The organism is Vibrio sp. R15-SG3-ISO1A (genome assembly GCF_059833955.1).
Genome location: NZ_JCBDGH010000030.1, coordinates 1 through 26,552, shown reverse-complemented (window position 1 = coordinate 26,552; position 26,552 = coordinate 1). Strand labels below are relative to the sequence as shown.

The window sequence follows — 26,552 nt, the reverse complement described above, 5'->3', positions numbered from 1 at the left end:
GCGCATCCGCACTGGCTATTCTCTAAAAGAGGGTTGGGTAACACTTACTGACCAAAGAGTTCTTTGGCGAGTTCGAGGGTTTCTTCATCGTAGTTCGATAAATCAAACCCGATTTCCATCGCATCGAGGAGTTCAAGATTCTCTTCGTTGATTGCTTGGTCACTCATAGGACCTCCTTATTCTTCATTTCCCCTGCCCGAGCCTCGAGCAGGTTTCCTTTATACGTCTGTTATATGACACTTTTTTGAAAAGTAAAACCCCTTGGCACTCGATAGCGCACTGAGATCCAGTGCAAAACGTTTGCATGACCGCCCGAATAGGCATTACACAGCCAACTGTAAATAATAATGTACAATTGTGGCGTTTTATCTGTACATTTCACTTGATCTCAAGTGAAAGCTCCAACATAATCGCCATAAAGGTAAATAAAGCACTAATCTTGCTCTTATTAACGCCATTATTCTCTAACCAAACACCAACAACACGTAAAGAATTTAATACATGTCTAAATCAAAGGTTTTCGGTAGTACTTTGATCATTGCTGGTACCACCATAGGTGCGGGCATGCTTGCCCTGCCACTTGCGTCCGCTGGGATCGGATTTTCCACCTCTCTACTCATCATGCTCGTCTTGTGGGCCCTGATGGCTTACACCGCGCTATTGATGGTCGAGTTGCATCAACACGCCGACGCCAAAGCGACACTGCACACATTGGCCGAGCAATTTCTCGGTAAGCGAGGAAAGTGGCTCGCCAGTTTTGCCATGATGTTTCTATTCTATGCACTCTGTGCTGCTTACATCGCAGGGGGTGGCGCGCAGTTTGGTGAGCGTATAACGCAAATTGCCGCCATTGAGGTCTCACCTGCCATCGCCACCATCGTATTTACACTCATTGTTGCTGTCGTGGTGACCATTGGCACAAGCACCGTGGATAAAGTCAATCGCGTACTCTTTAGCGTGAAGATGCTCGCGATGGCGTTAGTGCTGACCTTCCTAGCACCCAATGTGACACAATCTTACCTACTGAGCCTTCCGATTGAGCAAGGTTTGATCATCGCCGCTATTCCCGTGATTTTCACTTCATTCGGTTTTCACGGCAGTATTCCCGCCATTGTGAATTACTTGGACGGCCACACGACCTCACTGCGCCGAGCGATTATGATTGGCTCGGCGATCCCCTTGGTGATTTACCTAGTTTGGCAGTTGGTGACTCTGGGCGTCGTCAGTCAAAGTACGCTGATGGACAACCAAGGCCTGAGCGCGCTCATTCGCACCTTGGGCGAACAAGTCCATCAATCTAACTTGGCGCAAACCATCGGCCTGTTTGCTGACCTTGCACTGCTGACTTCCTTCCTCGGTGTCAGTTTAGGCTTGTTCGAGTTCCTCGGCGACTCGCTGACGACATCGACGCGCCGACCTAATCGTTGGGTCATCGGCGTGGTGACCTACTTGCCGCCGATGGGCTTTGCCCTTTTCTATCCTGAAGGCTTTATTATGGCGCTCGGTTACGCAGCGATAGCCTTAGCGGTCTTGGCGATATTCCTACCAGTATGGATGGTAAAGCGCTCAAGGCAAACGCATCAAAGCGCGGGCTATCAAGTCATCGGTGGCAACATAGCGCTGAACATATGTGGGCTGACTGGACTTATCATTGTCGGCGCGCAAGTGCTCATCACTGCAGGTTGGCTCCCGGCTCTGGGTTAAGCAACATTAATAGTCAGAGATTATGGATGATGGAAAGGCAGCGTGGCTGCCTTTTTTGCGTATGAGGGTTGTGGGTTGTGGGTTGTGGGTTGTGGGAGAGAGTTTGATCGTTGGGGGTGGAATAGGAGTATAGGGAGACGACTTTATGTGAAAGTTTTTCGTTACTGGCTCTGTCTTGTGTAGAGATAGTCAAATTCAACGAGGTTGATATGAAACTGAACAGTCACGTGACCTTAGTCCTTATTGCCATTGCGGCAGTGGCGACGTCTTTTCTTGGTCATACACAAAGCGCGGAAGTTAGCCCCTCAACGAGCGCCGCTCAGAATACCGCTCAGATAGAAACCGCAACGCTCGCCGGCGGATGTTTCTGGTGCACGGAATCGGATCTGGAAAAGTTGGACGGTGTGATTGATGTAGTGTCCGGCTATTCCGGTGGTGAGCTCGACAATCCGACCTATAAACAAGTCTCTTCAGGCAAAACCGGGCATATCGAAGTGATTCAGGTGACCTTCGATGCCTCTCAAGTAAGCTATGAGCAAGTGCTCGATCAGCTGCTGCGCCATATTGATCCTACCGATGACCAGGGATCGTTTGTTGACCGAGGTCGTCACTATCGCCCCGCTATTTTCTATCACAATTCACAACAGCGCGATATTGCCAGCCAATTCCTCGCCGATGTGGACAAGTTAGGCGTGTTTAAAAAGCCACTGAAAGTGGAGCTCATTGCGTTCGATAACTTCTGGCCTGCAGAGGAGTACCATCAGGACTACTACAAAAAGAGTAAAGTGCGTTACAACTACTATCGTTACGCATCTGGACGCGACCAATATCTAGACTCGATTTTTGGTGAAGACCGCAACGAAAATCCAGTGACACTGCGTGAGATGATCAACCAAAACTCCGGTCAAGTCAGTGGCTCGATGTCAGAGGTTACAACCTACGTGAAACCGAGTGATGACGAACTCAAAGCTCGCCTAACCGATCTGCAATACTACGTGACCCAAGAAGAAGGGACTGAGCGCCCATTTGACAACGAATATTGGGACAACAAACAAGCAGGTATCTATGTGGACATCGTCACTGGTGAACCGCTGTTCTCGTCGACCGACAAATATAAATCGGGCACAGGCTGGCCGAGCTTTACCAAGCCGATCGATGAGCGTTACATTGTCACTAAAACCGACTTTAAGCTCATCTATCCAAGAACAGAAGTACGCAGTCGATTCGCTGACTCTCACCTAGGTCACGTCTTTAAAGATGGGCCGGCGCCAACAGGGTTACGCTACTGCATGAACTCAGCGGCGATGAAATTTATTCCGCTTGAGGAGATGGCTAAACAGGGCTACGAGAACTATCTCTATTTATTCGAAGGTTGATTGAATCGCCATAAAAATAGCCAGCAAAGACGCTGGCTATTTTTGTTTTTCCATCGAGTGTAATGACGATTATTTCATCACACGCGCTTTAAAGGTGCGGCCTTTCATCTTGCCGGTTTGTAGCTGTTTTAGCGCCGTTTTGACGGCATCATGCGTCACCGCAACATACGACACCATGGGTAGGATGTTGATTTTGCCAATCTTACTGCCATCAATGCCTGCTTGTTTGGTCAACGCTCCTAAGATATCGCCCGCGCGCACTTTTTGCTTCTTACCGCCGAGGATTTGGATGGTTTGCATCGCTGGATAATAAGGTCTTTCCATCGGCTTTTCCGGCACCGATTGTGGTGTGATCTCTATGTCCATGTACTCTTCAATTCGCGCTACGCGGTACTGCTCTTTTTCACTGAAAAAGCTCAATGCCATCCCTTTTGCGCCCGCACGACCGGTACGGCCAATTCGGTGAACATGCACTTCAGGATCGCGTGAAAGCTCAAAGTTGACGACTGCATCAAGGTTGTCGACATCTAATCCGCGCGCCGCCACATCGGTGGCAACCAAAATAGAAATGCTCTTGTTGGCAAAGCGAGTCAAAGCTTGTTCACGTTCACGCTGTTCCATATCGCCATGTAACTCGACCACGCTAAAACCGCGCTGAGACAACTCATCCGTCACGTTTTGCACTTCTCGCTTGGTGTTGCAAAACACCACCGACGACTCTGGTTTATGCGTCAGCAGCAATGCCTCCAGAGCATCGTCTCTTTGCTCGGTACTCTCCAGTTGGAAAAACTGCTGAGTAATGGTGCTGCTTTGGTGGGTCGACTCGACTTTAACGATCTTGGGCTCACGCATCACTTTGTGCGCTAAGCTGTCGATATTGGTTGGGAAAGTGGCACTAAACAGCAAGGTTTGACGATCTGTTGGCGCCTCAGCCAAAATGGCATCAATGGCCTCTTCAAAACCCATGTCCAGCATGCGGTCCGCTTCGTCTAAAACGAGAGTGTTCAGCTCATCAAGATTGATACGACCTTTGCTGAGGTGATCCAACAAACGCCCCGGGGTACCGACCAATATATGCGCGCCATGCTCTAATGAACCGATTTGAGGGCCCATTGGCATGCCGCCACACAGCGTCAGTACCTTAATGTTGTGAATGCCTCGCGCTAGCGTGCGGATCTCGGTCGCCACTTGGTCAGCCAGCTCTCGAGTAGGACACAACACCAATGATTGAACACGAAAACGACCCACATTCAGATTGTTCAGCACGCCAAGAGAAAAGGTTGCGGTTTTACCAGAGCCCGTCTTCCCCTGACCAATGACATCCTGCCCGTCGAGAATAAGCGGCAACGCCTGCTGCTGAATGGCCGTCATCTCAGTGTAGCCCATCGAGTCTAGGGTCTGCTGGAGTTCGGTTTTGAGGTTAAGTTGGTCAAATGAAAGGTTCACTCTGGTGTCCTTGTTGTTTCAATATGGGTTCGCGCGGTGGCGACTGCAACAAGCGCTTGGTCTGCGCTCGTAACGCTTAAAATGAGTAAAACGAAAAACCGCTTCACAAGAAGCGGTTTTTACTTATCTATCGAATACCGTGTAAAAACTCATGTCGGGTCGCGGGGTTCGATTTGAAAATCCCCCCCAACGCCGTGGTGGTGGTTTCGCTGGTCGCGTCCATCACGCCGCGAGATTTGACACAATAGTGAGTGGCATCAATCGTTACCGCGACATCGTCCGACTCCAATAAGGTTTGCAAGGCCACCAAGATCTGCTGAGTCATTCGCTCTTGGACCTGTGGACGCTGAGCAAAAAATCGTACGATGCGGTTAATTTTGGACAAACCGATGATTTTACCGCGCGGAATGTACGCCACCGCTGCACGACCATCGATCGTCACTAAGTGGTGCTCACAAGTGCTCGTCACGGTGATGTCTTTAACTCGGACCATCTCACTGACATTCATCTTATTTTCAATCACGGTGATCTTAGGGAAGTTGGCGTAATCCAAGCCAGAGAAAATCTCATCCACGTACATTTTGGCAATGCGATGCGGCGTCTCTTCCAAACTGTCGTCACTTAGGTCTAACTCAAGCAAAGCGAGGATCTCACGCATGTGATGCTCGATCTTCTGCTTCTTTTCGTCTCGGCTAAATTCGTTGGGCACCATCGGGGTTTCTAACCCGCGACGTTCTAGCGCCTCTTTTACTAACTTCGCGGACTCGCTAAGACCTGACATTCGACTTCCTCTTAATACTCTAACTGCCGTCAAATCGGGATATTTACCCCTTTCGGATGGCTGACAAGGATACTCGGATTTTTGAATAATTACATCCACATTTTACTGACGGGGATTGATTTGTGCTGCTTTTTGTATGGTAGAGTGTCAACCATTACGTCAACCCTAAACACCTGTGGTTATTTGGGGTGAATAATAATCAAAACAACGGAATTTACTCTATGGGATGCTGTGACGCACCGGGCCTAATGCCCATTGAAGAAGCGATGGAAAAAATGCTATCGCCGATTAAGCCGATTCAAACCACCCTACGCTTACCGCTCGCCGACGCGATCGGTTTTGTCCTTGCACAAGATATTCTCTCGCCTATTAATGTGCCCCCTTTTGATAACTCTGCGATGGATGGCTATGCCATCAGGCGTGCGGATCTGTCCAAGCAAGCGATCTTGCCACTGGCGGGTAAATCTTTCGCAGGCCAACCGTTTGAAGGTGAATGGCCAGCAGGAAGCTGCATTCGCATCATGACTGGTGCAAAAATTCCTGACGGTGCCGACGCCGTGGTCATGCAAGAAAACACCGAAGTGAGTGATGAGGGTATTCGCTTTCTGCAAACCGATGTCAAACCCAACAACAATATTCGCCCGACCGGAGATGATATTCGCCAAGGCGATGTGGTGTTACCCAAAGGAGAGAGACTGACTGCCCGCGATATTCCTATGATCGCAACCTTGGGAGTTAGTCATGTTGAAGTGGTACGTAAACCTCGCGTGGCGTTTTTCTCCACAGGAGATGAACTGAAGCCACTCGGCGAACCTCTACTTGACGGACAAATCTACGACAGCAATCGCTATGGCATCAAACCTCTGATTGAAAATTTTGGCTGTGAGCCGATTGATTTAGGCATAGTACCCGACTGCCCTGAAACGCTGGCCGCGACATTTGAACAGGCACAAAGACTGGCCGACGTGGTGGTGACCTCGGGGGGCGTCAGTGTCGGTGAAGCGGACTACACCAAAGACATCCTCGAACAGCTCGGCGAAATTGGTTTTTGGAAGCTAGCGATCAAGCCGGGCAAACCGTTCGCGTTTGGTCAGCTCTCCAGTGCGTGGTTTTGTGGGCTGCCGGGTAACCCCGTCTCTGCGGTTTTGACCCTATACGTGCTGGTGCAACCCATGTTAGCGAAATTAGCCGGACACACGCAGTGGCAGGCGCCGCCAATGATTCCCGCCATAACCAAAACCGCCTTCAAAAAATCGCCGGGACGTACAGACTATCAACGTGGTATCTACCGAATCGAAAATGGGCAATTTGTGGTTGAAACGACAGGTAATCAGAGCTCAGGCGCCTTTCGTTCTATGAGTCTTGCTAACTGTTTCGTGATTTTGGAGCGCGAACGGGGCAATGTTGCAGAAGGTGAAACCGTTCACATTCAGCTCTTTAATTCAACCTTGTACTGATAAGGGGGGAACTTGGTGATGTTATCTGATCAAGAACTGCTCCGTTACAATCGCCAAATTATCTTGCGCGATTTTGATTTTGACGGTCAAGAAGCGCTCAAAGAGGCCTCTGTCCTCATTCTGGGCGCCGGGGGCCTTGGCTGCGCGGCCAGTCAATACCTCGCCGCCGCAGGCATCGGTACCTTGACCTTGGTTGACGATGATGAGGTTGAGCTGTCGAACCTTCAGCGCCAAGTGCTCCATCATGACCAAGACATTGGCAAGAAAAAGGTCCAATCTGCGGCGGAGTCTCTACGTCAATTGAATCCGCACGTCGTCGTGCATACCGTCGAGTCGCGTTTGGACGACATTCGTCTCTCCCAGCTGATTGGCGTTCATTCTCTTGTGATCGATGCCAGTGACAACGTAGAAACACGCAATCAGCTAAACCGCCTTTGTTTTACTCATCAAGTTCCACTTGTTTCTGGCGCAGCGATCCGCATGGAAGGACAAGTAAGCGTATTCACTTACCAAGACGCGCGCAAACCGTGTTACCAGTGCCTGAGTGCGCTATTTGGCGCCAATGCGCTGAGCTGCGTAGAGGCCGGCGTTATGTCTCCCGTGGTCGGAATTATCGGCGCGATGCAGGCACTCGAGGCAATCAAAGTCATCACCCATTTTGGTCAGCCTTGTGAAGGTAAACTCCTCATGTTTGACGCGCTGACACTCAACTGGCGTGAAATGGCACTGATGAAACATCCTGATTGTCAGGTCTGCGGCTCACAGCAGTAACCGCCTGTCTGGACGAGGCTCAAATCACATCTAACAGGCGCACCTAAATCAGCACCGAAAACGAATAAGGAAAATCAATGTCAGCACTCGTTAACGCCCACTGGCTCCATGAGCACCTTCATCGCCCAGAGCTGGTGGTATTGGATGCCAGTATTTCATTCCAGATCCCCAATACCCCTGCGCCAGTGCTTAATGAGGTGATCCCCGGCGCGCTGCGCTTTGACTATGATGACGATTTTCACGATCCAAGTTATGGCTTGCCGCATATGATGCCAAGTGAAAGCGCCTTTAACCGTCAAGCCCAAGCATTGGGTTTAAACAATGACAGTGTGATTGTGGTGTACGACAACACGGGCACTTTCGCATCGCCGCGTGCTTGGTGGATGCTAAAAAGCATGGGCCACGAGGAGGTCTATGTGCTTAACGGCGGCCTACCTGCTTGGATAGCGCAAGGTTATGCGACGCAACCAACCCACAATGCACCCAAAGGGTTGGGTAACTTCGAGGGCCAACGTAGCCAAGCTGGATTTATTCATGCGGATGCTGTCCTAGAGTTTGCTAACGCAAAAAGCGCCACTATACTTGACGCCCGCTCACAAGCCCGATTTGATGCCCAAGTACCGGAACCCAGAGAAGGGATACGTAGTGGTCATATTCCCCACTCTCAATGCTTGCCTTTTTCTTTACTCATCGACAACGGGCAAATGAAAGACCGTAACGCTCTCGCTTCGGCATTTGCATCACGCCTTGCGTCGCACAAGGACAACCAACCGTTAGTATTTAGCTGTGGCTCTGGCGTCACTGCTTGCATTTTAGCCCTAGCGGCGTATGAGCTCGGCCATCGCCAGCTGCAGGTCTATGACGGATCATGGACGGAATGGGGAAGCCGACCAGATCTGCCTATCGAGTGCTAACCCACTCACTATTTAGAGGTAATTCGTTTCTAAACTAACGTTTTATCTGTTCAAACATGGCGCTTCTCCTATTTGCGTATACGCTTAATTGAGGTTTAACGGATTAAAGCGGAGAAGCGGCATGATCAACCTGACGATCGCAAACAAACTGAGACTTGCGTTTGCCACTTGTTTGATATTTTTCGCCATATCAGGCTGGTACAGCTATCAGGGTATGACGGGCGCCAGTCAAAACTTCAAACAGTACGGTCACCTTGCCAAAGAAACGACACTGGCCGGTGAGATACAAGCCAATTTTCTCAAAGTCCGTTTAAGCGCCCTGCAATACGCCAACACGCTCTCCCCCAAGCAACTTGATATCTACAACCAACGCTACAACAAATTGATCAGCATCATCTCAGACGATTTGAAGCTCACCGATGATCCACTTCGTACCAAGCACCTCAATGCGGTGCTCGACGAGGCAAAACAATTCCATCAAGCGTTTGATGTGGTTAAGCGCTCCGCCGAGCAAGTGGAGCAGAAAGTGTTCGTTGACATGGTGGAGTTGGAGAAAAAGGCCCTATACGACCTCGAATCCATGATTGAATCTGCGCACAGCAACGGCGATGCCGATATTGAGTATTACTCGTCGATGGTGATGGAGAAATTCTTACTCGCCAATATCGAAGTGCTCAATTACCTTCACAAAGAGAAGCCGGAAACCATCGAGACCATTCGTGCCTATTTTCAAACTGAAATCCCAGCGCTTGAAACACGTTTCGCCGATCTCATTACCTCTAGCCAGGATCAGGCGCTGCTCGCTGAGTTCATTGTGCAGCGCCAAGCCTATGAACAAGGTTTTGAGCAAGTCATTACCCTGAGAGACACTCAGCATCAAGCAGAAAAGAGCATGCTTGAGTTGGGCGAAGACATCTCTCATGAGCTCGAAGCGATCAAGCTTGAATCGATGGACCAGCAAGTCACACTTACAGAGGTGCTAAGTGAACACAAAGCACAAACTATTGAAATGATCGTGATTCTTACTCTGCTTGCCATTCTGGTGTCACTTACAGCAGCAGTCATGATCACGCGAGCGATTCGACAAGGGTTGATGAAGGTGCAAGAGGTTTCTACTTCTCTGGCAGAGGGCGACCTGTCGATTGAGGTCGAGGTCAAAGGTAAAGATGAAATTGCGCAGCTATTACGTAACATGCGCAACACCATTGAATCACTGCGCGATATTGTTGCGACGGTCGCGGACTCGTGTATCAAAGTCGGTCACATGTCAGAAGAGTTGCAGGCGATCACGCACACCACAGACCAATCCGCGGATCGTCTGCGTGCCGAAATGGATCAAATTGCCTCCGCCGTGCAGCAGCTTTCCACCAGCACGACAGAAATATCGCAAAGCGCCACAGACGGAGCCAGTTTCACTCAGCGCGCGGGTCAAGACATCAGTGAAACCCTAGGTGACGTTGAGAAAACGTTGCAGGCCATTGAAAGCGCGGACGAAGCCATGTCTATTGGCTCTGAGCAAGTCCTCGCGCTTTATGATCAATCCATGAACATCGGCTCGATATTGGAAGTGATTCACGGTGTTGCCGAACAAACCAACTTACTCGCCCTGAACGCAGCGATTGAAGCGGCTCGTGCTGGTGAGCAAGGACGTGGTTTTGCTGTGGTGGCTGATGAAGTAAGAACACTTGCCAAACGTACTCAAGATGCGACGGGCCAGATCGAGACCATGATTCGTGAATTGCAATCTGGCGCAGAATCGGCTCGCAAGTCCATCGATTCGAGCCACGATAAAGTCACACACGTCAATACCCAAGCGCAGGTCACTTCCGGTAAGCTCAATGCTATTCATGGCACCATCGGTGAACTCGAAGACTCGAATCTGCAAATTGCCGCGGCGGTCGAAGAGCAGTGCATGGTCACCAATTCTGTGAGCGAAAACATCACTGAAACCGCCAACATCACTCGAGATAACAGCGAAACCATCAAACATATTGCGATTTCCGCTACTGAACTGGCAGAAGTGGCGCAATACCTCGACATGCAAATGAAACGGTTTAAGACCGCTTAATCCAGTTCACAAACACGTAAAACACCACCGCGCCCTGACGCGGTGGTGCTAGTTTGAATTCCCCGCTGGGTTCATTTGTTCATCCAAGTTCAATACGGTCAACGCATTGCTGACACTGGTCGCGATAACATCGATAACGCCGGTTCGCAATGCGCCCAGCAGAGCCAAAGGCTTACTGTTTTCTGCCGCTATGGCGATCACCTGCGAGATGGGCCTAAATTCTTCTATGCCCAGCCCTATCACCCTGTCGCTCATCACTGTGGTCGCACTTACGCCGTGGATGTCAAAAAAGTCATAGCCAGCAAAATCCCCAACGATCCCCTGCTGCATACGCGCCTGAACAACTTCTTCGGCACTGAACCAGCCCAAATCGACCATATAGCTGTTTTCACTCATGTCACCGATGCCCACTAGGGCGACATCGGCTTTGCGGGCGAGATCTAACGTCTGTTTTACCGTACCGTTTTGCATAAACGCCAGTTTTTGTTCGCGGTTCTCTGCGTAAGCGGGGGCGTAGAGGGTTTCCGAACTGCCGCCATAACTTTTGGCAAACTGACGGCAAATGTGGTCAGCATTAAACATCCCACCGCGCGGGTGTATACCGCCAATCCCACAAACAAATTTCACCTCGCGTTGTGGGATCACACCGACATGGTGAGCGACCGCTGAGACGTTGCGCCCTTGCCCGACCGTCACCACAGTGCCATTTTGTAACGTGCTCGCCATGTAGCGCGAGACCAACCCCGCCACTTGCTGGCGCTGCAACTCTTCACTGGGCTGATCGAGCGCGACGAGTGCCCGCTTCACGCCAAAGCGCTCTATCAAGCGTTGCTCAATTTTGGCGCTGAACACTGGATGATATTTGACGGTAATTTCAACGATGCCCTCGTCACGGGCCTGCTTTAACATCCGTCCGACTTTGGCGCGCGAGACGGCAAATTTTTTGGATATTTCTTCCTGGGTTGCCCCATCTTGATAGTAAGCCACCGAGATTTCTGTCAATAGATCAGTGCTATCAACCGAGACCTCTTGCTGTGTTTTACTCATGCTTCACCTTTATTGTCCTTGTAATTCAATCAGGACTTACCGAGTTAGATGGAATGGATATCCGTCTGTAACAAACGCTCAAGCTCGTAGCATATGTCACCCTCTCATTAAATGCCAACATTTGCTCACAGCCGATACATTTTCTCACAAGAATTTTGACCCAGTTCAAGCCAGTGTTCTTGCTAGCTTTGGCTACGCAAACGTTTCATCAATTTGCGGTGTCATGCCAAGACAAATAAAGCTTGATAAAGCTCACTGAACATCAGGATCTAGCATTGACTTTAACCCCAGATCAGATAATTATGGACCCATCATTTACTCAACGTTAGAGCAAATGTTCACAACAACTGCTCAGACGCTGGAAACATTGTGGTCGTGGTTCGCCTTTTTATGACACTAACGCATCAAATTCATAAGACGATCCGCGCACTCGCTTGCCAATGCACCGCACACATCTTAGGTACGGATGTGGACACCCAAGAAATAGGATGATCGAAATGAGCAACAAACTCGCACAACTTCGTAAACTGACAACTGTCGTCGCTGACACTGGTGAACTTGAAGCGATTAAAAAATACCAACCAGAAGACGCCACTACGAACCCATCTTTGATTCTTAAAGCGGCACAAATTGCTGAGTATGCCCCTCTTATCGATGACGCGATTGCCTATGCAAAATCTCAAAGCAGCGACAAAGCGCAACAAGTTCAAGACACCTGCGACATGCTGGCTGTTAACATCGGTAAAGAGATCCTGAAAACCATTCCAGGCCGTATCTCTACCGAAGTGGATGCTCGCCTCTCTTACGACACCGAAGGCAGTGTCGCAAAAGCACGCCAACTGGTGAAAATGTACAACGATGCAGGCATCACCAACGATCGCATCCTGATCAAACTGGCTTCTACTTGGGAAGGTATCCGCGCAGCAGAAATCCTAGAGAAAGAGGGCATCAACTGTAACCTAACGCTTCTCTTCTCTTTCGCTCAGGCTCGTGCGTGTGCTGAAGCGGGTGTATTCCTCATCTCGCCATTCGTTGGCCGCATTATGGACTGGTACAAGGCGAAAGAAGGCCGTGACTTTGAAGCTCAAGAAGATCCAGGCGTACTTTCTGTTACTAAGATCTACAACTACTACAAAGAGTACGGTTACAACACCGTCGTTATGGGCGCAAGCTTCCGTAACATCGGCGAAATCCTAGAACTCGCTGGCTGTGACCGTCTCACTATCGCACCTGCTCTTCTTGCTGAGCTCGAATCAGCTGAAGGTGAAGTGGTTGAGAAACTGGTTGACTCTAAAGGCGCCGCTGAGCGTCCAGCACCAATGACACACGCTGAGTTCCTATGGGAACACAACCAAGACCCAATGGCGGTTGAGAAGTTGGCAGAAGGTATCCGCAACTTCGCTGTCGACCAAGGCAAACTTGAAGCCATGATTGAAGCGAAACTTTAATCAACAGAATTTAAAAAGGGGAACGTTTGCGTTCCCCTCTTCACATCTTTTTAAGAAACCATCTACTAGTCGGTATTTATTATGGATCGCAAATATTTAGCCAATGCCATTCGTGCGCTGAGCATGGACGGCGTACAACAAGCCAATTCAGGTCACCCGGGCGCACCTATGGGTATGGCAGACATCGCTGAGGTACTGTGGCGCTCTCACCTCAACCACAACCCTTCAAACCCAGAGTGGGCTGACCGCGACCGTTTTGTGCTTTCAAACGGCCACGGCTCTATGCTGATTTACTCATTATTGCACCTTAGCGGCTACGAGCTATCGATTGACGACCTGAAAAATTTCCGTCAACTGCACTCTAAAACCCCTGGCCACCCAGAGTATGGCTACGCACCGGGTATCGAGACCACTACAGGTCCACTTGGCCAAGGTATCACTAACGCAGTCGGTATGGCGCTAGCGGAAAAAACGCTCGCAGCGCAATTCAACAAACCGGGTCATGACATCGTTGACCACTTCACCTACGCATTCATGGGTGATGGCTGTCTGATGGAAGGCATCTCTCACGAAGCCTGTTCTCTAGCGGGTACGCTAGGCCTTGGCAAGCTGATCGCATTCTGGGATGACAACGGCATCTCTATCGATGGTCACGTTGAAGGTTGGTTCTCTGACGATACGCCGAAGCGTTTTGAAGCGTACGGCTGGCACGTCATCCCAGCGGTAGACGGTCACGATCCTGAAGCGATCGACGCCGCCATCATCGCCGCTAAAGCAGACCCTCGCCCTACTCTAATCTGTACGAAAACCATCATCGGTTTTGGTTCACCGAACAAGTCTGGTTCACACGACTGTCACGGTGCACCACTCGGCGCTGAAGAAATTGCAGCGACACGTAAAGAACTAGGTTGGGAGCACGGTCCTTTTGAAATTCCGCAAGATGTCTACGCGCAATGGGATGCGAAAGAAGCAGGCGCAACTAAGGAAGCAGCGTGGAACGAGAAACTTGCAGCTTATGAAGCTGCATATCCAGAGCTTGCAGCAGAATTCAAACGCCGCGTAAACGGTGAGCTACCTGCCGAGTGGGAAGAGAAAGCCAGCGCCATCATCGCTGACCTTCAAGCGAACCCAGCCAACATTGCATCACGTAAAGCGTCTCAAAACGCGCTAGAAGCGTTCGGTACTATGCTACCAGAATTCCTAGGCGGCTCGGCTGACCTTGCGCCTTCTAACCTCACCATGTGGTCTGGCTCTAAGTCAGTCTCTGCGGAAGATGCGTCGGGTAACTACATCCACTACGGTGTACGTGAATTCGGTATGACAGCTATCATGAACGGTATCGCTCTGCACGGTGGTTTCGTGCCATACGGCGCAACTTTCCTAATGTTCATGGAATACGCTCGTAACGCAATGCGCATGGCGGCTCTGATGAAAATTCAGAACATCCAAGTGTACACGCACGACTCTATCGGCCTTGGCGAAGATGGCCCGACTCACCAACCGGTTGAGCAAATGGCCTCGCTACGTCTCACGCCAAACATGAGCACATGGCGTCCATGTGACCAAGTGGAATCCGCTGTCGCTTGGAAACTCGCGATCGAGCGTAAAGACGGCCCAACGTCTCTCATCTTCTCTCGTCAGAACCTTGCACAGCAAGAGCGTAGCGCAGAGCAAGTCGCGAACATCGCTCGCGGTGGTTACATCCTGAAAGATTGTGAAGGCAAGCCAGAGCTTATCCTTATCGCAACAGGCTCTGAAGTTGAGCTGGCGGTTAACGCTGCGGCAGAGCTCACCGCGGAAGGTAAGAAAGTGCGTGTTGTTTCAATGCCATCAACCGATGCCTTTGACAAGCAAGACGCTGCGTACCGCGAATCTGTACTGCCATCAGATGTGACCGCACGTATCGCTATCGAAGCGGGTATTGCGGATTTCTGGTACAAGTATGTTGGCTTCGGCGGCAAGATCATCGGTATGACCACCTTCGGTGAATCCGCACCTGCAGGCGAACTGTTCAAAATGTTCGGATTCACGACAGAAAACGTGGTGAAAACAGCTAAAACACTGATCGGCTAACGACGGATTCAGCTGTGATAAACGATGCCCCGCTAGTGATAGCGGGGCTTTTTAGTATTCCAAAGAAGTTTTATCGAGATAGAGCACTTTTAAGAGGTCCAATTCCGGGAGGTGGCTTTTAGAGCGTTTCACCCGCAGCGACACCAACCAGCGGTCACTGTTGATTCTTGAGACAAAAGAGCTCAGTTTAATCAGTTTCCCTTCATTAAGTTGCTCTTTCGCTACATGATCTGGCAAATAGGCGATCCCCAACCCCTGCACGCAACTATTTAGCAAGCCATCGATACTTTCTATTTGAATATGACGCTTACAGTATTTAATTTCATCCAATAAATCCTCCGTTGCATTCATCGGCGTTAACAATGCGGAGGTTATCATTCGTTGCAACGTCAGTTCTTTATCTTTAAAGGCCCATACGATGGGATTGATATACCAACTAGCAGGCACTTCGGTAATGGGATAATCACAATAAAGGGTTGAGTCAAACTCAAAAAAGGTGCCGATTACCGCATCCAAATCATCACAAAATAATTTCTTTTGTAAATCTAACGTGCTTTGCTGAATAATATTCACTTTGTTATCTTGATATATCGACATATATTCAATCAATGGATTTAACACCCATTCCGTTTGGATTTTCGGATCTAATCCGATATTGATCAATGGCGCTTCTCGACTCGAAACATTACTCACCGAGACTAAAAAGGCTTTGGATTGTTCTAATAGATCGCGTGAAAGGTGCAGCACATGCTTACCGCTCTCTGTCAGAATCGGCAACTTCTTCGAGCGATCAAACAGTTGCACGTTAAGATCTATTTCAAGGTTTTGAATCGCCACACTAATCGTGGCTTGAGACTTACCCAGTTTTTTTGCAGCGGCACTGAATGAACCGCTATCTGCGGCAGCAACAAAAGCTTCAACCTGGTCTAAATTTACTGACATCGCTTTCCCCGGCAATAAGTGTATTACGTTATGAACTTCTTTTTGTTTTATATGGAATAGTTACCCATAAAAAACAAGCGCACAATAGTTTAGTGAAAATAATTTCATATAAACGATTGCTTTATTCCCATTTGTATTATTAGTGAGATTTAAGACCACAAAAAAAATGCGTGGCAAAGCCACGCCAAATGGAAAAAAGACAGGTCATTACAACTGCCTATAAATGGAGAAGCTTAATTAGTGGTAACTAAATTAACGCGGCGATTCTTCGCACGCGCTTCTGGTGTATCATTCGGGGTTATTGATCTTTCAAAACCATAACTTACCGTATTTAATTCTTCCTTGTTGTACCCTTTTTGAATTAAGTACGCAGCGACCGTTTCGGCACGTGCGAGCCCCAACGCATGGTTATAACCTGCCGTACCGACATTATCAGTGTGTCCTTCAATGGACAGACGAGGCGCTGGCACTTTAAATTGCTGATACACCTGATCGAGCACCTGTTTCGATGCTTCGGTTAAAGTGGCTTTATCAAAATCAAAATAGACGATCGCTAGTGGCGCGTCGCCCTCTTTTATTTGGCTGTCTGCGTATTCGTAGCATTCGTTGCGCACGAGCGTATTCGTCTTGCTGACGTCCATATGGATTGCCCCATCATTGGTGTGAGCAGCACTGACCAACTGGCCAGTTCGGTGCATCACCCAAGCCTGGCGTGAGCTTTCTATCGTTTCAGTGACCATCACTTCACGCTTCCCACAAGCGATCACTCGCGGCATCACCTCATTGTGATTGGCGTGCAGATCCACCTGTGGCGGCTGGGCGGTGGGCGTTTGAGCGCAGCCCATCACAAACAAGCTCGCAGTGCCTATCCCGTATATTTTGTTCATTCGTTAACCTCAGAAAATCGATAGTGAAGTTTGGTTTGCATCTTTTGCGCGCCGCCGGATCCGGATTGCAACATCTCTAAAATTGCTTCAAGTAAGTCATCAGCATTATCGATATCAATAATATTGTCTTCACCCACGCACTTCTTAAACGCTCTGTGGTTAGACGCTTTGAAATCGAGGCCGATTACCCCCATATAGGCCGGTGCATCCTCATCATGCGTAAAGTATTCGAGCATCTTTGAACACATCCCTTTGTCGACTAGCTGTTCTAGTGTGTCCTGCCAAGGGTTTTCTTGCCCATCGCTGATGATTAAAAACATCTTGATGCGTTTGTTGTAGCGCTCTTGATCCTCATCCTCCAATTGATCAAAATCTTTCGGCTTGCCGCGCATCATCATCTTGGTGCTACCCAAAATGCCTTGGTAAGCGCTCGTCCAGCCGGCGGCGTGCATAGATTGCACTTTATCAATCTCACTCTGATTATCGGTCAACTCGATACTCTCAAAATTGGCCCATTTACCCGCGCTATCGGTATTGAGACAAAGACCAATTCTAGAACCAAATAAGTTCGCCGCTTGTGCTCTAAAATCTCCCGCGTAGGCATGTTTGTCTTCATCAAAGAGAGAAACTAAGGTTTTATCTAAATCGACCCAATGCAGCCTATCTGGCAATCCTTGATCTGCATCCAACCAATTGTTTCTCGAAATATAGTGCGCCATTTTGGCGTGCGATTGCTGCGTACCCGATGGACAGTTCCTGCTGTTACTCGCACAACGATTCGCTGTGGTCTGTGACTGCAACGCCCACGTCATCCAATCCACTTCCCCAAACGACGCATAACCTAAGCCTGTAGGTGTCTTTTGATTGTATTCCAGATAGGTTTTGCAATAGAGCGTATTGTCGTGGCGCTCAATCGTACGCAGATTAAACGGAATAAAGCCAATTCTGTGGGTCATTTTGTCGCCATCATTGGTCGACAAAATCCCCGTTGAGATATCTTTGATCGCCTTTTTTAGCGATTGAATCCGTCTGTTCTCGTTCATCGATCCTGAGAAGTCGGAAATAAAAATCAGATCCGCTTCTTTACCCCCAAACAACTCTGGATAATTGCGAGCGATCGCCGTATTACCCACCTTTTCAGTACGTTGAAAACTGGGTATCCACTCGCTCGAGTACCAACTTTGGTGAGTCGTTTTGACATCAACCCGATATTGGTCGTACAACCCTTGGTCGGGGTTATCTTTAGAGAGCTTCACCTCCAACAGAAAGTCAGCATCATCAATGCGGCTATCTTGCACGTACTCGCGAAAATAGTGTTTGGCAAACTCACTCAAGACTTTGTCGTTACTGCTTGGCGATGTGCCTCTCGCTTGCAACGCTACGGCAAATGCCGCAGCCTCTGCCGCATCGCCTAGACGATTTTGCGTTTGCACGTAGCGCGTCCCTTCGATGGCCAAGAAAGTCATACTCAGGACAGGAATCAAGGTTAACCCTAAGTAGATACCTGCCGCACCGCGCTGTTTTGCTTTTGAACGGTAGGCACGTTTAACCTTCATCATCAAAGAATCTCCCTGGTAATATTGCAAATGAACGAAGGGTCAACCGATCATCTTGGCCAAAGAAACGTGAAAACATCGATGTGGTTTGTATTGATATCGCGACACGATACGCGTAGAGCAGATCGTCATCATCTTTGTTGTGACCTTGTGGCACAAAACTTTTAAGATCTTCTGACCACTCATCTCCATCCCAATCACAAACTATCGCATCGCGACCGATTGGACGCTGACAATATATCCCCGAAAGCCCACTTGCCATTGCAACTTCAAACGAAATACCGTAATCCGATGACTGCGTAATTAAGCTGTCTGATCCCTTTAATAGCATCAAAGCCAATTGATCCAGCAGCTCATATTCCGATTCATTGTTTTCGTTCAACCAATACCAAGCGGTCCCTTCAAAAAATCTATCGCGCTCTTTAATCACATTGGTCAACGTGTAGGCAACCGTGTCCAAGCGTGATTGGCGAATCAACTGACCACTGAGATCGCTAACGAAGTAAAAAAAACCACACGCCAACACCAACACCAACGCCAGCTCCACAGAAAAATTGCCTGCTTGATGAACTTTATGTCTGCTAGTAAGTGCCATCTAATAGCCCCCAACCCTCATGTTCCTGCACTAAAAATGCCGAGCGTCTGATATCAATTGTCAGCCAGTCACTCAAAAGGAAGAGTGGATGATAAGTTGCGCTAACCGTCACCTTGGCGAACGGTGCCCTCGGGGTGACAGTTGGGTGGTCGGCCAATACTGTCTCCAAGCTTTGATAAAATCGCATCTCACTACGCTCGATATCGATGTCATCGAGCATAAAACGCCACACTCGATGCTTGTTGTTTAAAAACGCTTTGTACATCGCATCATACTGCTCACCCAACTCGTGCATTTCGCTGACTCGCGTATCTCTCGCCGCATCTCTTACTGCTGTTTCAACCAAGTTGATGCAGTAGAAATAGCGGCTTAGCTCAAAGCAGGCGAACACGATCCAAAACAGCAAAAAGGCGCCAAAAGCGAACTCGATGGTAGCGATACCGCGTTGATATTTATGAGGGGAGCTATTGGTTTTCATCTATCCCCTCTTCTCTGTCATCACTGGAGTCAACGATTAACTCAGGCGTCGGCTCTATGGCGTTGACTGGCTTTTCATCACTCACATAGAGCGTGGTTCCGAGCAGATGATGCGCCTCATCGTGTTGACCGAGTTTCAAATAAGTCATCGCTAAGTTGACTTTAATTTTGTCCTCCGCCGGATACTCTCGATGCAATCGTTCAAAGCGCTGATACGCGTTTAGGTAATCACCTTCAAGCAAGTAAGTGAGCGCAAGGTTGTTTTTCACAACTTTCTCGTCATAGCCTTTTAGACGCGCTTGGTTAAACGACTCACGCGCTGCTGGGTATTGCTCAGTTAAACTGTATGCCATCCCAAGTAGCACATCGGCATCCGCCGCCTGATAGCCCATCGTTTTTGCCTGCTGAGCCGTTTGGATTGCCGCTGGGTAGCGCTCTTGTTTTGCTGCAATTTTTGCCCGTAAGAACCACAATGACGCCTGTTGATCCTCTGAGTTCAATAGCTGATCAGCGTAAAAACTCGCCGATTCCAAATCATCAATTTCGTAGTAATAGCCCGCTAGCTTATTCATGATCGCAGGATCACCCGGGCTTGCGGTCAATTCACGTTTGGACTTTTCAATCAAACCTGCATAGTTGCCCGCATTGAGGTAGTTTTGCTCTTCATTGACCAAAGGCTCAGTGGTCACACACCCAATCAATGTCAGTAACACTGATATCGTTAACCAGGCTCTCATTAGTACATTCCTTTTAGCAGCATCATAAATCCAGGTGCCAAAATCAGCACAACAATGGGAAACATAATCAATAGAATCAGTGGGATACTCATCTTGGCCGCGAGCTTACCGATCTTCTCTTCCACCGTGAGCAACTGATGCTTGCGCATATCTTCCGAGAGTTCGGATAGCACCTGTGCGATCGAAGTACCAAACTGAATATTCTGGATAAGCATCATGGTGAAACTGCGTACTTCGTTGGTGGGTATGCGCTCTCCAAGCTCATAGAGCGCTTTAGCTAACCCTTTCACTTTGGCGGCATCTGACGTGACTTTTATGTGGTAACATAAGTCTTTATCAAAGCCTTTTAGCTCAACGGACAAATACGCTAACGACGCTTCAATCGTCATGCCGGTTTGGACACAAATCGCCATCATGTCGAGCATATAGGGCAACTGGCGCGAGCAGCGCGCGATGATCGCTTTTTTGCGCCATGACAAATAGGCATCCGGTCCCACAATGATCACAATCAGCGCCACCAACCCTACACTGGTGCAAACGATGAGAGACCAACCTGACCACATTAACGCAATGCCGACCGCAACCAACGCCAGAACCTTGCCCGCAAGATAGAAACGCGCGAGGTGAACGTTATAAATACCTGCTTCAATGAATTTATCTTCTAGATCTTGCTTCTCTTCATCAGCAAATAGAGCATGAAAACGTTCAACAAGACTGGTTTTTTTTTGTGGCAGAAACATTTCAATTCGGCGCTTCTTGGCCAATTGAAAGTAGACACCACTCAAAATTAACGTGAGTAACATGGCAAGTACCAATAGGAATAAAAGCTCCACCTTTACCTCACGCTGCGTATCAGTAACCAAATAATAAACATCCCAATCGCCTCACTAATCAAAACGTAATAGAGGATGTAACGCCCGCTCTCATCGGTGAGCACAAAATCAATGTTCTTGGGGTTGATGTAGCTCAGTAGCAGCATAAATAGGAATGGTAACGATCCAACGATCTTGGCTGAGAGCCGCGCTTCCGACGTCATCGCTCCCTTCTTTTTCTCCATGGTTCGCGCGTCCACCAACACGCGAATCAACTTTGCCATCACACTTTTGAGCTGCCCACCCCGAGAAATATTGGCGCGAACCGTGACGGTAAAGAATAGAAACACAGGGTAAGGAAAATACTTATTCGCCCGAGCAAAAACCTGCTCAACGGGCTCTCCCAGTTTGAGTCGCTCCCCCATATCACGAAACTGATAGCCGATGGAGTTATCAAGCGCTTTACCCACATAAATGATAGATTGGGTAACACTCTCGCCCGCAGTAATAGAGCTCATCATAATATTGAGTGCATCAGGAAAAAGCTGCTCGAACTCTGAGCGGCGTTTTGAACGAGACCAAAACACCATGTAGACAAAACCCAATGCCGGTAGCGCAAATACAATCCAAGGCGAACTCAACTCAAGCAACCTCTGCAAATAGAGTGATATCGAGACCAGCCCCACGACGATCAGACTGGTGTACAACACGTAACGTTGACCAAACTGGCTTTGTAGCGCAATGCGACTTTGCGAGACAAAGTCTTGCCAACCACTGCGATTGAGTAGAGCCAGATTCACTGCGGTTGACTCTTCGTTTTCTGTCGTCAACTGTTCCGTTAAGTAGTTTTGTTTGAGTTTCTTGTTCTCAATGCGCATCAATACGGCAGCGACGGCAACCAGAACCAAGGCGAGTATCACATACACCATCTATCGCCCCCGAAACGCACTCATGAGTTCATCGTACAGGCCAAAATAGTTCGCGCGTTTGACCAGTTCCGAGCGCTGCATAATGCCATTGGTGACAAATTTCCCTTGAACACGCTCAGCATCATATTGCTCTTCGGCATATTGGAAACTAAAGATCTCTTCAAGCACCACGTTGTCACCTTCCATGCCAACTACCTCGCTCAAACTGGTCACCTTACGCGAGCCATCGCGCAGACGATTCACCTGAACGATGAGATGAACCGCACTAACAATATTCCGGCGGATCGCATCAATTGGCTGGTTGAGCCCCGCCATCATCACCATAGACTCGACGCGAGCGATAGCATCTCGGGGAGTATTGGCGTGCAATGTTGACATCGAACCATCATGGCCCGTGTTCATCGCTTGCAGCATCTCAAACGCTTCTTCTCCACGGCACTCACCAAGAATGACCCTATCTGGGCGCATACGTAGCGAGTTAATGATCAAGTCACGTTGGCTGATTTTCCCAGTATTTTCGATACTCGCGGCACGTGTCTCTAAGCGAATCACATGAGGCTGTTGAAGCTGTAGCTCCGCCGCATCTTCAATGGTGATAATGCGTTCGTCTTCACCAATAAAATTAGACATCACGTTGAGAAGCGTGGTTTTACCCGAACCAGTGCCCCCAGAAATAAGGATATTGAGACGACAACGAGCAGCGATCATCAGCACCTTCGCCAAATCGTAAGAGACACTGTCATACTCCACTAAGTCTTCGAGTAAAATACTTTGCTTACGGAACTTACGGATGGAAATGGACGAGCCATCTAACGCAATAGGTGGAATAATAATATTGACTCGGCTACCGTCTTCCAGGCGGGCATCGACCAGTGGACTCGACTCATCGACCCTTCTCCCAACACGACTCGCAATACGTTTCGCAATCTCAAGCAATTGCGCCTCATTGACAAAAGTAATGTCCGACTTGTGGATTTTCCCTTTACGCTCAAAGTAGATTTGGTTTGGCCCGTTCACCATAATGTCCGTGATCGAGTCATCTTCAATCAATGATTGAATTGGCCCAAGCCCAGTGATCTCATCAAACAGACCTCTAATAATTTGAGCACGTACGGTTGTTGTGACTGGGCGTGAGTGATTGTCAGCCAAGGCATTAACGGCGTTGCTGATCTGAGTTCGCAAGCCTTCTTTGTCCATGGAGGCAATCATTTGTGCATCCATAACTTCAAAGATTTGGTGGCGAAAATTCAGGTAAATGTCTTTATTGATGTTCATCGGCTAAAAGCTGCTTTCATACGTTGAGAAAACGATCGACGTGAGAACTTGGTCTCGCCTTGGATTAAGGTTGCAATTGAAATGATCGATTCACTGCGGCGCTTCTCTGCGGCCAGCACTTGACCGGTTAAAATCGACTGCACTTGCTTTTTGTCAAACGGCTTGTAGAGATCGACCTTACGTGAGAGGTAGTGCTCCACCTCTTTGCGCGAAAGCGCAAAAGCACCTTCAGGCTTGTGGCAATTAGTCACGATCACTATGCGTTTTTCGGCCATGTTGCTTTCATTGTGTTCCGCAATCGCATCGATGATGCGTTTTGCACTGCGCACCGAAGCGATACTCGGATCCAGTACCACCACGAAGATGTCTTGATTGCGCATCAGATCCGTCAGTTTATAGTCCACCCCATTGCCCGCCGAATAGTCCTCGACAATAAAATTTCCGCGCCGCGTCAACAAATCGCACACCGACGTGGTGATGTCGTAGTTCGCCTGTATAGTCGATTGGCCTTCCAAAGCGAGCACAGACAGGTGTTCGTCAATTTTGGTCAAGTAGTTTTCTGCGCTCTCCTGATCAAGGTCGAACATGTGACCACTGAGTTCATCATTGTCGCGCTTTTGGTATTGTTTCAGGCCAAGAAAGATGTCGATATTAGTATTGCGATAGTGGTGATCGACCAAAATGCATTGGCTGCCTTTTTCTGCTAGCACTTTGCTGATAAAGGTCGACACATAACTGGCCCCCACACCGCCCTTTGCGCCAATCACTGCGACACGTTTGGCGCGGCGGTTTTCACTCACACCGAAAAACTTCTCTTGGCTGGCTGATACATGGCGGATAAATTGTGTGAACTCGCCACGGTTGATCGGCCAAAACACATAGTAAAAGCCCATCTCTTTTAAACCACGTAAAGTCGTGATGGAGTTTTCAGTGCCAATGACGATGACACCCTTCTGGTTGGGCACTTTGGTCGCAAACCGTTTCGCGTCTTCTATCACATCTGCCGACTGGGTTAGCTCGAGAATCACGATGTCGCTGAGCTGTTTGGTGTCCAGTTTTTGCGAAGAGGATAAGCGTACGCTCACCGGTTCATTCCACCCTTCAAACACAAAACAGCTCTCAACCGTTTTACGGCACGCCTCATCTTGATAAAACAGATGAGACGAACGTGGGCCTTGTTTTTGTACTTTTTGCTCAGCTGTTTTCGTTACAGCTTTGGCGAGATCGAACATCAAAATACCTCTTTAGCAGCTGGGGTTAATGCGTCCAGATGACGAGTCTGGATGACACGGCTGTTTTCCACAAAGCAACCAGAAATGCGCACCGTTTGCTTGAAACCATACGCCGGGCATTCAGGCAGATGCAGCGTTTGCGTCACAACCGTCAGCGTCACTTTGCCCTGAAGAGTTGCGCGCTCTTCCAGTTGCGCTGTTGCCTGATAGTGCGTAAGCGTTTTTTGCGCACTGCGCGCTGCGCTTGCGAGCTCCTTTCCATAGGCGACATGCCATGTGACGGCGTTGTGCGATGTGTTCGGTGCTTGCTGGTGATACTGCTCTATCAGTTGCTCTAGTTCGCGTGCTACCTGACGGTTTTTCTCTTTAGCAGAGCTTGTGGTTGAGCGCGCTTGCACCGTCATGGTGTGGGTTTGAGTGCTGAGCGCCGCTTCACTGCCTGTGATTGGCTGAGCGCGATCGGCACAGCCAGTCACCGCCGCCATCACCAATAAGGTTAAGATGAGTTTCATCAGTAAAAGCCTCCTTGGTTAAGTAGCTTGATCGAACGCTCTTGCTCTGGGCTACTGGCGCTAGGTGGCAAATTAAACAGGCGATGCAACGTGCTTGAAGGCTCAATACGGGGCAAGACCACCTCATAAGGCGAGGTTGGTTTAACAAGATTCACTGTCGCCACGATGACTAATTCAGTATTTTTGCGTGTCGTACTGGCATTACGAAACGCTGCGCCAAGCACAGGAATATCACCCAGCATGGGGATTTTGCTGACTTGCTCGAAATCGTCCGAACTCATTAATCCACCCAAGATAAAGCTGTCGCCGTCACCCAGTTCAATGGTCGTCATCGCGCGGCGTTGACTTAATTGCGGTGCCACTATGCCATTGGCGCGGATGATGCTGTCTATCGCGCTCACTTCAGGCGCCAACTGCAAACGGATGTTGTCACTGTCTTGTACCTTGGCGGAAAGCTCTAACTTAACACCATACTCTTTAAAGCTGATGTTGGTGCTACCATCGCTCGATGAGATGACTGGGAACTCACCGCCGACCAAAAAGCTCGCCGACTCACCCGACATCACAGTGAGGTTGGGCTCGGCAAGCACCTGAGCAATGTTGTCATCGCCCATCGCATTGATGATGGTGGTCAGTTTGTCCGCTTTAAAATCTTGGATAACAAACTCACCAAAACCGGCACCGAATGAGGACCAGTTAACCCCTAACGACTCTTGAAACCCTTGGGTAACTTGCGCCACTGAGATTTTGACGTTGATCTGAGATGGCTGTTGCATCACCAACTGCTCAATGATCCCTTCATATCGGTAGTTGCGATAAAAATTGACCCAAGATTGCTCGTTCAGATTGCTATCGGGCAGCTCAGTTTCGCTGGTGTTCACAAAGCGCGGTACCGCTTGACGACCAAGCAAATCGGCGACTAAGCGATAGATGCCATCGCGCTCTTTCTCTGAACTCACTTCCCCTTCCACAATCACTTGGTCACCATGTGAGGTCACTTTGATCGCTAAGTGTGGGTAGCGTTTTCTCAGTTGCGTGCGCACCATATCTAAGCCAACATCAACACGAATCATCGCATTTAAGATGGTTTTCCCCTGCTTGTCGTAGGCAATAAAGCGGCTTTGACCCACCTGTTTGCCGTAAAAGATGATCGACTTATTGCCGCTGATTGAATAATCCGCGATGTCTGGGTTTGTGATAAATACCGTCCCTAACTCACGTTCTACCTTAACGTGGCTCGCATCATCGACCGCCACATAGTAGTCGGCGTTCGCGAGCGAACTCCATAGAGACGTACTGGCAACGGCGGCACAACATAAAGCTGCGTTAAGCACCGCTGTGCGTGTTATCGAATTCAACATTAGTACACTTCCCCACGTTGACTGCCCTGACTACCGCGAATTTCGATCACACCGGTATAGTTATCGATGATGTCACTGACGTAGGTCGTCGGTGCGAGCTTCGCCTCGTGGCTTTTATAGACTTCGAGATACATGGTGCGTTGCGCCAGGGT

24 protein-coding genes are annotated in these 26,552 nt (G+C 49.0%); 8 read left to right on the top strand and 16 right to left on the bottom strand.

Annotation, left to right across the window (positions count from 1 at the left end; genetic code table 11):
* Positions 1-44: 44 nt before the first annotated feature.
* Positions 45-167, bottom strand: coding sequence for a hypothetical protein (locus AC6R0L_RS03400; protein ID WP_334551932.1), 123 nt, complete (start codon positions 165-167; stop codon positions 45-47).
* 334 nt (positions 168-501) lie between these two features.
* Here AC6R0L_RS03400 and AC6R0L_RS03395 point away from each other — a divergent pair, with 334 nt between their 5' ends.
* Together AC6R0L_RS03395 and msrB are read left to right on the top strand one after the other, a co-directional pair.
* Positions 502-1,704 carry an aromatic amino acid transport family protein gene (locus tag AC6R0L_RS03395; protein ID WP_500628231.1) on the top strand — a complete coding sequence of 401 codons (1,203 nt, stop codon included), beginning with the start codon at positions 502-504 and terminating at the stop codon, positions 1,702-1,704.
* 209 nt (positions 1,705-1,913) lie between these two features.
* Complete coding sequence (gene msrB, locus AC6R0L_RS03390; protein ID WP_500628230.1) at positions 1,914-3,080, top strand: peptide-methionine (R)-S-oxide reductase MsrB; 1,167 nt, start codon at positions 1,914-1,916, stop codon at positions 3,078-3,080.
* 69 nt (positions 3,081-3,149) lie between these two features.
* Here msrB and dbpA read toward each other — a convergent pair whose 3' ends face one another.
* On the bottom strand, positions 3,150-4,466 hold the full coding sequence (gene dbpA, locus AC6R0L_RS03385) for an ATP-dependent RNA helicase DbpA (protein WP_487901541.1): 1,317 nt from the start codon (positions 4,464-4,466) through the stop codon (positions 3,150-3,152).
* A 187-nt stretch (positions 4,467-4,653) separates the two neighbouring features.
* Positions 4,654-5,307 (bottom strand): GTP cyclohydrolase I FolE, encoded by a 654-nt coding sequence (folE, locus tag AC6R0L_RS03380; protein WP_334551936.1) that lies wholly within the window; start codon positions 5,305-5,307, stop codon positions 4,654-4,656.
* A 221-nt stretch (positions 5,308-5,528) separates the two neighbouring features.
* Between folE and moeA the strand changes: the two genes are divergently transcribed.
* The 4 genes from moeA (at position 5,529) to AC6R0L_RS03360 (ending at position 10,517) form a co-directional block, all read left to right on the top strand.
* Positions 5,529-6,764, top strand: coding sequence for a molybdopterin molybdotransferase MoeA (gene moeA / locus AC6R0L_RS03375; RefSeq protein ID WP_500628229.1), 1,236 nt, complete (start codon positions 5,529-5,531; stop codon positions 6,762-6,764).
* 12 nt (positions 6,765-6,776) lie between these two features.
* A complete protein-coding gene (gene moeB, locus AC6R0L_RS03370; RefSeq protein ID WP_500628228.1) occupies positions 6,777-7,535 on the top strand; it encodes a molybdopterin-synthase adenylyltransferase MoeB in 759 nt (252 codons plus the stop codon).
* Between the two features lie 77 nt (positions 7,536-7,612).
* On the top strand, positions 7,613-8,449 hold the full coding sequence (locus AC6R0L_RS03365) for a sulfurtransferase (protein ID WP_500628227.1): 837 nt from the start codon (positions 7,613-7,615) through the stop codon (positions 8,447-8,449).
* A 121-nt stretch (positions 8,450-8,570) separates the two neighbouring features.
* A complete protein-coding gene (locus tag AC6R0L_RS03360) occupies positions 8,571-10,517 on the top strand; it encodes a methyl-accepting chemotaxis protein (RefSeq protein WP_500628226.1) in 1,947 nt (648 codons plus the stop codon).
* A 48-nt stretch (positions 10,518-10,565) separates the two neighbouring features.
* On the opposite strand, the gene AC6R0L_RS03355 is transcribed toward AC6R0L_RS03360, so the two are convergent.
* Positions 10,566-11,564, bottom strand: a complete 999-nt coding sequence (locus tag AC6R0L_RS03355) for a sugar-binding transcriptional regulator (protein ID WP_500628225.1) — start codon at positions 11,562-11,564, stop codon at positions 10,566-10,568.
* A 497-nt stretch (positions 11,565-12,061) separates the two neighbouring features.
* Here AC6R0L_RS03355 and tal point away from each other — a divergent pair, with 497 nt between their 5' ends.
* Positions 12,062-13,012 (top strand): transaldolase, encoded by a 951-nt coding sequence (gene tal / locus AC6R0L_RS03350; RefSeq protein ID WP_500628224.1) that lies wholly within the window; start codon positions 12,062-12,064, stop codon positions 13,010-13,012.
* A gap of 81 nt (positions 13,013-13,093) precedes the next feature.
* Positions 13,094-15,085 (top strand): transketolase, encoded by a 1,992-nt coding sequence (gene tkt / locus AC6R0L_RS03345; protein ID WP_500628223.1) that lies wholly within the window; start codon positions 13,094-13,096, stop codon positions 15,083-15,085.
* 51 nt (positions 15,086-15,136) lie between these two features.
* Here tkt and AC6R0L_RS03340 read toward each other — a convergent pair whose 3' ends face one another.
* The 12 genes from AC6R0L_RS03340 to AC6R0L_RS03285 all read right to left on the bottom strand — a co-directional run bounded on the left by AC6R0L_RS03340 (position 15,137) and on the right by AC6R0L_RS03285 (position 26,400).
* Complete coding sequence (locus tag AC6R0L_RS03340; RefSeq protein ID WP_500628222.1) at positions 15,137-16,027, bottom strand: LysR family transcriptional regulator; 891 nt, start codon at positions 16,025-16,027, stop codon at positions 15,137-15,139.
* 233 nt (positions 16,028-16,260) lie between these two features.
* Entirely contained in the window at positions 16,261-16,914 is a 654-nt protein-coding gene (locus AC6R0L_RS03335; RefSeq protein ID WP_500628221.1) for an OmpA family protein, read from the bottom strand.
* Positions 16,911-18,473 (bottom strand): hypothetical protein, encoded by a 1,563-nt coding sequence (locus tag AC6R0L_RS03330; protein ID WP_500628220.1) that lies wholly within the window; start codon positions 18,471-18,473, stop codon positions 16,911-16,913. The genes AC6R0L_RS03335 and AC6R0L_RS03330 overlap by 4 nt, the downstream gene beginning before the upstream one ends.
* A complete protein-coding gene (gene tadF / locus AC6R0L_RS03325; protein ID WP_500628219.1) occupies positions 18,460-19,065 on the bottom strand; it encodes a tight adherence pilus pseudopilin TadF in 606 nt (201 codons plus the stop codon). The genes AC6R0L_RS03330 and tadF overlap by 14 nt, the downstream gene beginning before the upstream one ends.
* A complete protein-coding gene (locus tag AC6R0L_RS03320) occupies positions 19,052-19,543 on the bottom strand; it encodes a TadE/TadG family type IV pilus assembly protein (protein ID WP_500628218.1) in 492 nt (163 codons plus the stop codon). The genes tadF and AC6R0L_RS03320 overlap by 14 nt, the downstream gene beginning before the upstream one ends.
* Complete coding sequence (locus tag AC6R0L_RS03315; protein ID WP_500628217.1) at positions 19,530-20,279, bottom strand: tetratricopeptide repeat protein; 750 nt, start codon at positions 20,277-20,279, stop codon at positions 19,530-19,532. The genes AC6R0L_RS03320 and AC6R0L_RS03315 overlap by 14 nt, the downstream gene beginning before the upstream one ends.
* Complete coding sequence (locus AC6R0L_RS03310; RefSeq protein WP_500628216.1) at positions 20,279-21,082, bottom strand: type II secretion system F family protein; 804 nt, start codon at positions 21,080-21,082, stop codon at positions 20,279-20,281. The genes AC6R0L_RS03315 and AC6R0L_RS03310 overlap by 1 nt, the downstream gene beginning before the upstream one ends.
* 32 nt (positions 21,083-21,114) lie before the next feature.
* Positions 21,115-22,020 (bottom strand): type II secretion system F family protein, encoded by a 906-nt coding sequence (locus tag AC6R0L_RS03305; RefSeq protein ID WP_500628215.1) that lies wholly within the window; start codon positions 22,018-22,020, stop codon positions 21,115-21,117.
* The gene (locus tag AC6R0L_RS03300) at positions 22,021-23,295 is read right to left on the bottom strand and encodes a TadA family conjugal transfer-associated ATPase (protein ID WP_500628214.1); all 1,275 of its coding nucleotides are present in this window, start codon (positions 23,293-23,295) and stop codon (positions 22,021-22,023) included. It abuts the gene before it with no gap.
* Positions 23,292-24,527: a CpaE/TadZ family protein gene (locus AC6R0L_RS03295; protein WP_500628213.1), complete on the bottom strand. Its 1,236-nt coding sequence runs from the start codon at positions 24,525-24,527 to the stop codon at positions 23,292-23,294. The genes AC6R0L_RS03300 and AC6R0L_RS03295 overlap by 4 nt, the downstream gene beginning before the upstream one ends.
* Positions 24,527-25,039, bottom strand: a complete 513-nt coding sequence (locus AC6R0L_RS03290) for a hypothetical protein (protein WP_500628212.1) — start codon at positions 25,037-25,039, stop codon at positions 24,527-24,529. Before AC6R0L_RS03290 ends, AC6R0L_RS03295 begins: the two co-directional genes overlap by 1 nt.
* Complete coding sequence (locus tag AC6R0L_RS03285) at positions 25,039-26,400, bottom strand: type II and III secretion system protein family protein (RefSeq protein WP_500628211.1); 1,362 nt, start codon at positions 26,398-26,400, stop codon at positions 25,039-25,041. The genes AC6R0L_RS03290 and AC6R0L_RS03285 overlap by 1 nt, the downstream gene beginning before the upstream one ends.
* Positions 26,401-26,552: the final 152 nt, after the last annotated feature.

What these genes read in the sequence shown, in the direction of transcription:
- AC6R0L_RS03340 (WP_500628222.1), bottom strand. Translation starts at nt 16,027, where the DNA reads ATGTCAGTAAATTTAGACCAGGTTGAAGCTTTTGTTGCTGCCGCAGAT.
- AC6R0L_RS03290 (WP_500628212.1), bottom strand. Translation starts at nt 25,039, where the DNA reads ATGAAACTCATCTTAACCTTATTGGTGATGGCGGCGGTGACTGGCTGT.
- AC6R0L_RS03360 (WP_500628226.1), top strand. Translation starts at nt 8,571, where the DNA reads ATGATCAACCTGACGATCGCAAACAAACTGAGACTTGCGTTTGCCACT.
- tal (WP_500628224.1), top strand. Translation starts at nt 12,062, where the DNA reads ATGAGCAACAAACTCGCACAACTTCGTAAACTGACAACTGTCGTCGCT.
- AC6R0L_RS03330 (WP_500628220.1), bottom strand. Translation starts at nt 18,473, where the DNA reads ATGATGAAGGTTAAACGTGCCTACCGTTCAAAAGCAAAACAGCGCGGT.
- tadF (WP_500628219.1), bottom strand. Translation starts at nt 19,065, where the DNA reads ATGGCACTTACTAGCAGACATAAAGTTCATCAAGCAGGCAATTTTTCT.
- AC6R0L_RS03300 (WP_500628214.1), bottom strand. Translation starts at nt 23,295, where the DNA reads ATGAACATCAATAAAGACATTTACCTGAATTTTCGCCACCAAATCTTT.
- AC6R0L_RS03315 (WP_500628217.1), bottom strand. Translation starts at nt 20,279, where the DNA reads ATGAGAGCCTGGTTAACGATATCAGTGTTACTGACATTGATTGGGTGT.
- AC6R0L_RS03400 (WP_334551932.1), bottom strand. Translation starts at nt 167, where the DNA reads ATGAGTGACCAAGCAATCAACGAAGAGAATCTTGAACTCCTCGATGCG.
- AC6R0L_RS03295 (WP_500628213.1), bottom strand. Translation starts at nt 24,527, where the DNA reads ATGTTCGATCTCGCCAAAGCTGTAACGAAAACAGCTGAGCAAAAAGTA.
- AC6R0L_RS03355 (WP_500628225.1), bottom strand. Translation starts at nt 11,564, where the DNA reads ATGAGTAAAACACAGCAAGAGGTCTCGGTTGATAGCACTGATCTATTG.
- tkt (WP_500628223.1), top strand. Translation starts at nt 13,094, where the DNA reads ATGGATCGCAAATATTTAGCCAATGCCATTCGTGCGCTGAGCATGGAC.
- dbpA (WP_487901541.1), bottom strand. Translation starts at nt 4,466, where the DNA reads ATGGGCTACACTGAGATGACGGCCATTCAGCAGCAGGCGTTGCCGCTT.
- msrB (WP_500628230.1), top strand. Translation starts at nt 1,914, where the DNA reads ATGAAACTGAACAGTCACGTGACCTTAGTCCTTATTGCCATTGCGGCA.
- AC6R0L_RS03305 (WP_500628215.1), bottom strand. Translation starts at nt 22,020, where the DNA reads ATGGTGTATGTGATACTCGCCTTGGTTCTGGTTGCCGTCGCTGCCGTA.
- AC6R0L_RS03365 (WP_500628227.1), top strand. Translation starts at nt 7,613, where the DNA reads ATGTCAGCACTCGTTAACGCCCACTGGCTCCATGAGCACCTTCATCGC.
- AC6R0L_RS03320 (WP_500628218.1), bottom strand. Translation starts at nt 19,543, where the DNA reads ATGAAAACCAATAGCTCCCCTCATAAATATCAACGCGGTATCGCTACC.
- moeA (WP_500628229.1), top strand. Translation starts at nt 5,529, where the DNA reads ATGGGATGCTGTGACGCACCGGGCCTAATGCCCATTGAAGAAGCGATG.
- AC6R0L_RS03335 (WP_500628221.1), bottom strand. Translation starts at nt 16,914, where the DNA reads ATGAACAAAATATACGGGATAGGCACTGCGAGCTTGTTTGTGATGGGC.
- AC6R0L_RS03310 (WP_500628216.1), bottom strand. Translation starts at nt 21,082, where the DNA reads ATGTTACTCACGTTAATTTTGAGTGGTGTCTACTTTCAATTGGCCAAG.
- AC6R0L_RS03395 (WP_500628231.1), top strand. Translation starts at nt 502, where the DNA reads ATGTCTAAATCAAAGGTTTTCGGTAGTACTTTGATCATTGCTGGTACC.
- AC6R0L_RS03285 (WP_500628211.1), bottom strand. Translation starts at nt 26,400, where the DNA reads ATGTTGAATTCGATAACACGCACAGCGGTGCTTAACGCAGCTTTATGT.
- folE (WP_334551936.1), bottom strand. Translation starts at nt 5,307, where the DNA reads ATGTCAGGTCTTAGCGAGTCCGCGAAGTTAGTAAAAGAGGCGCTAGAA.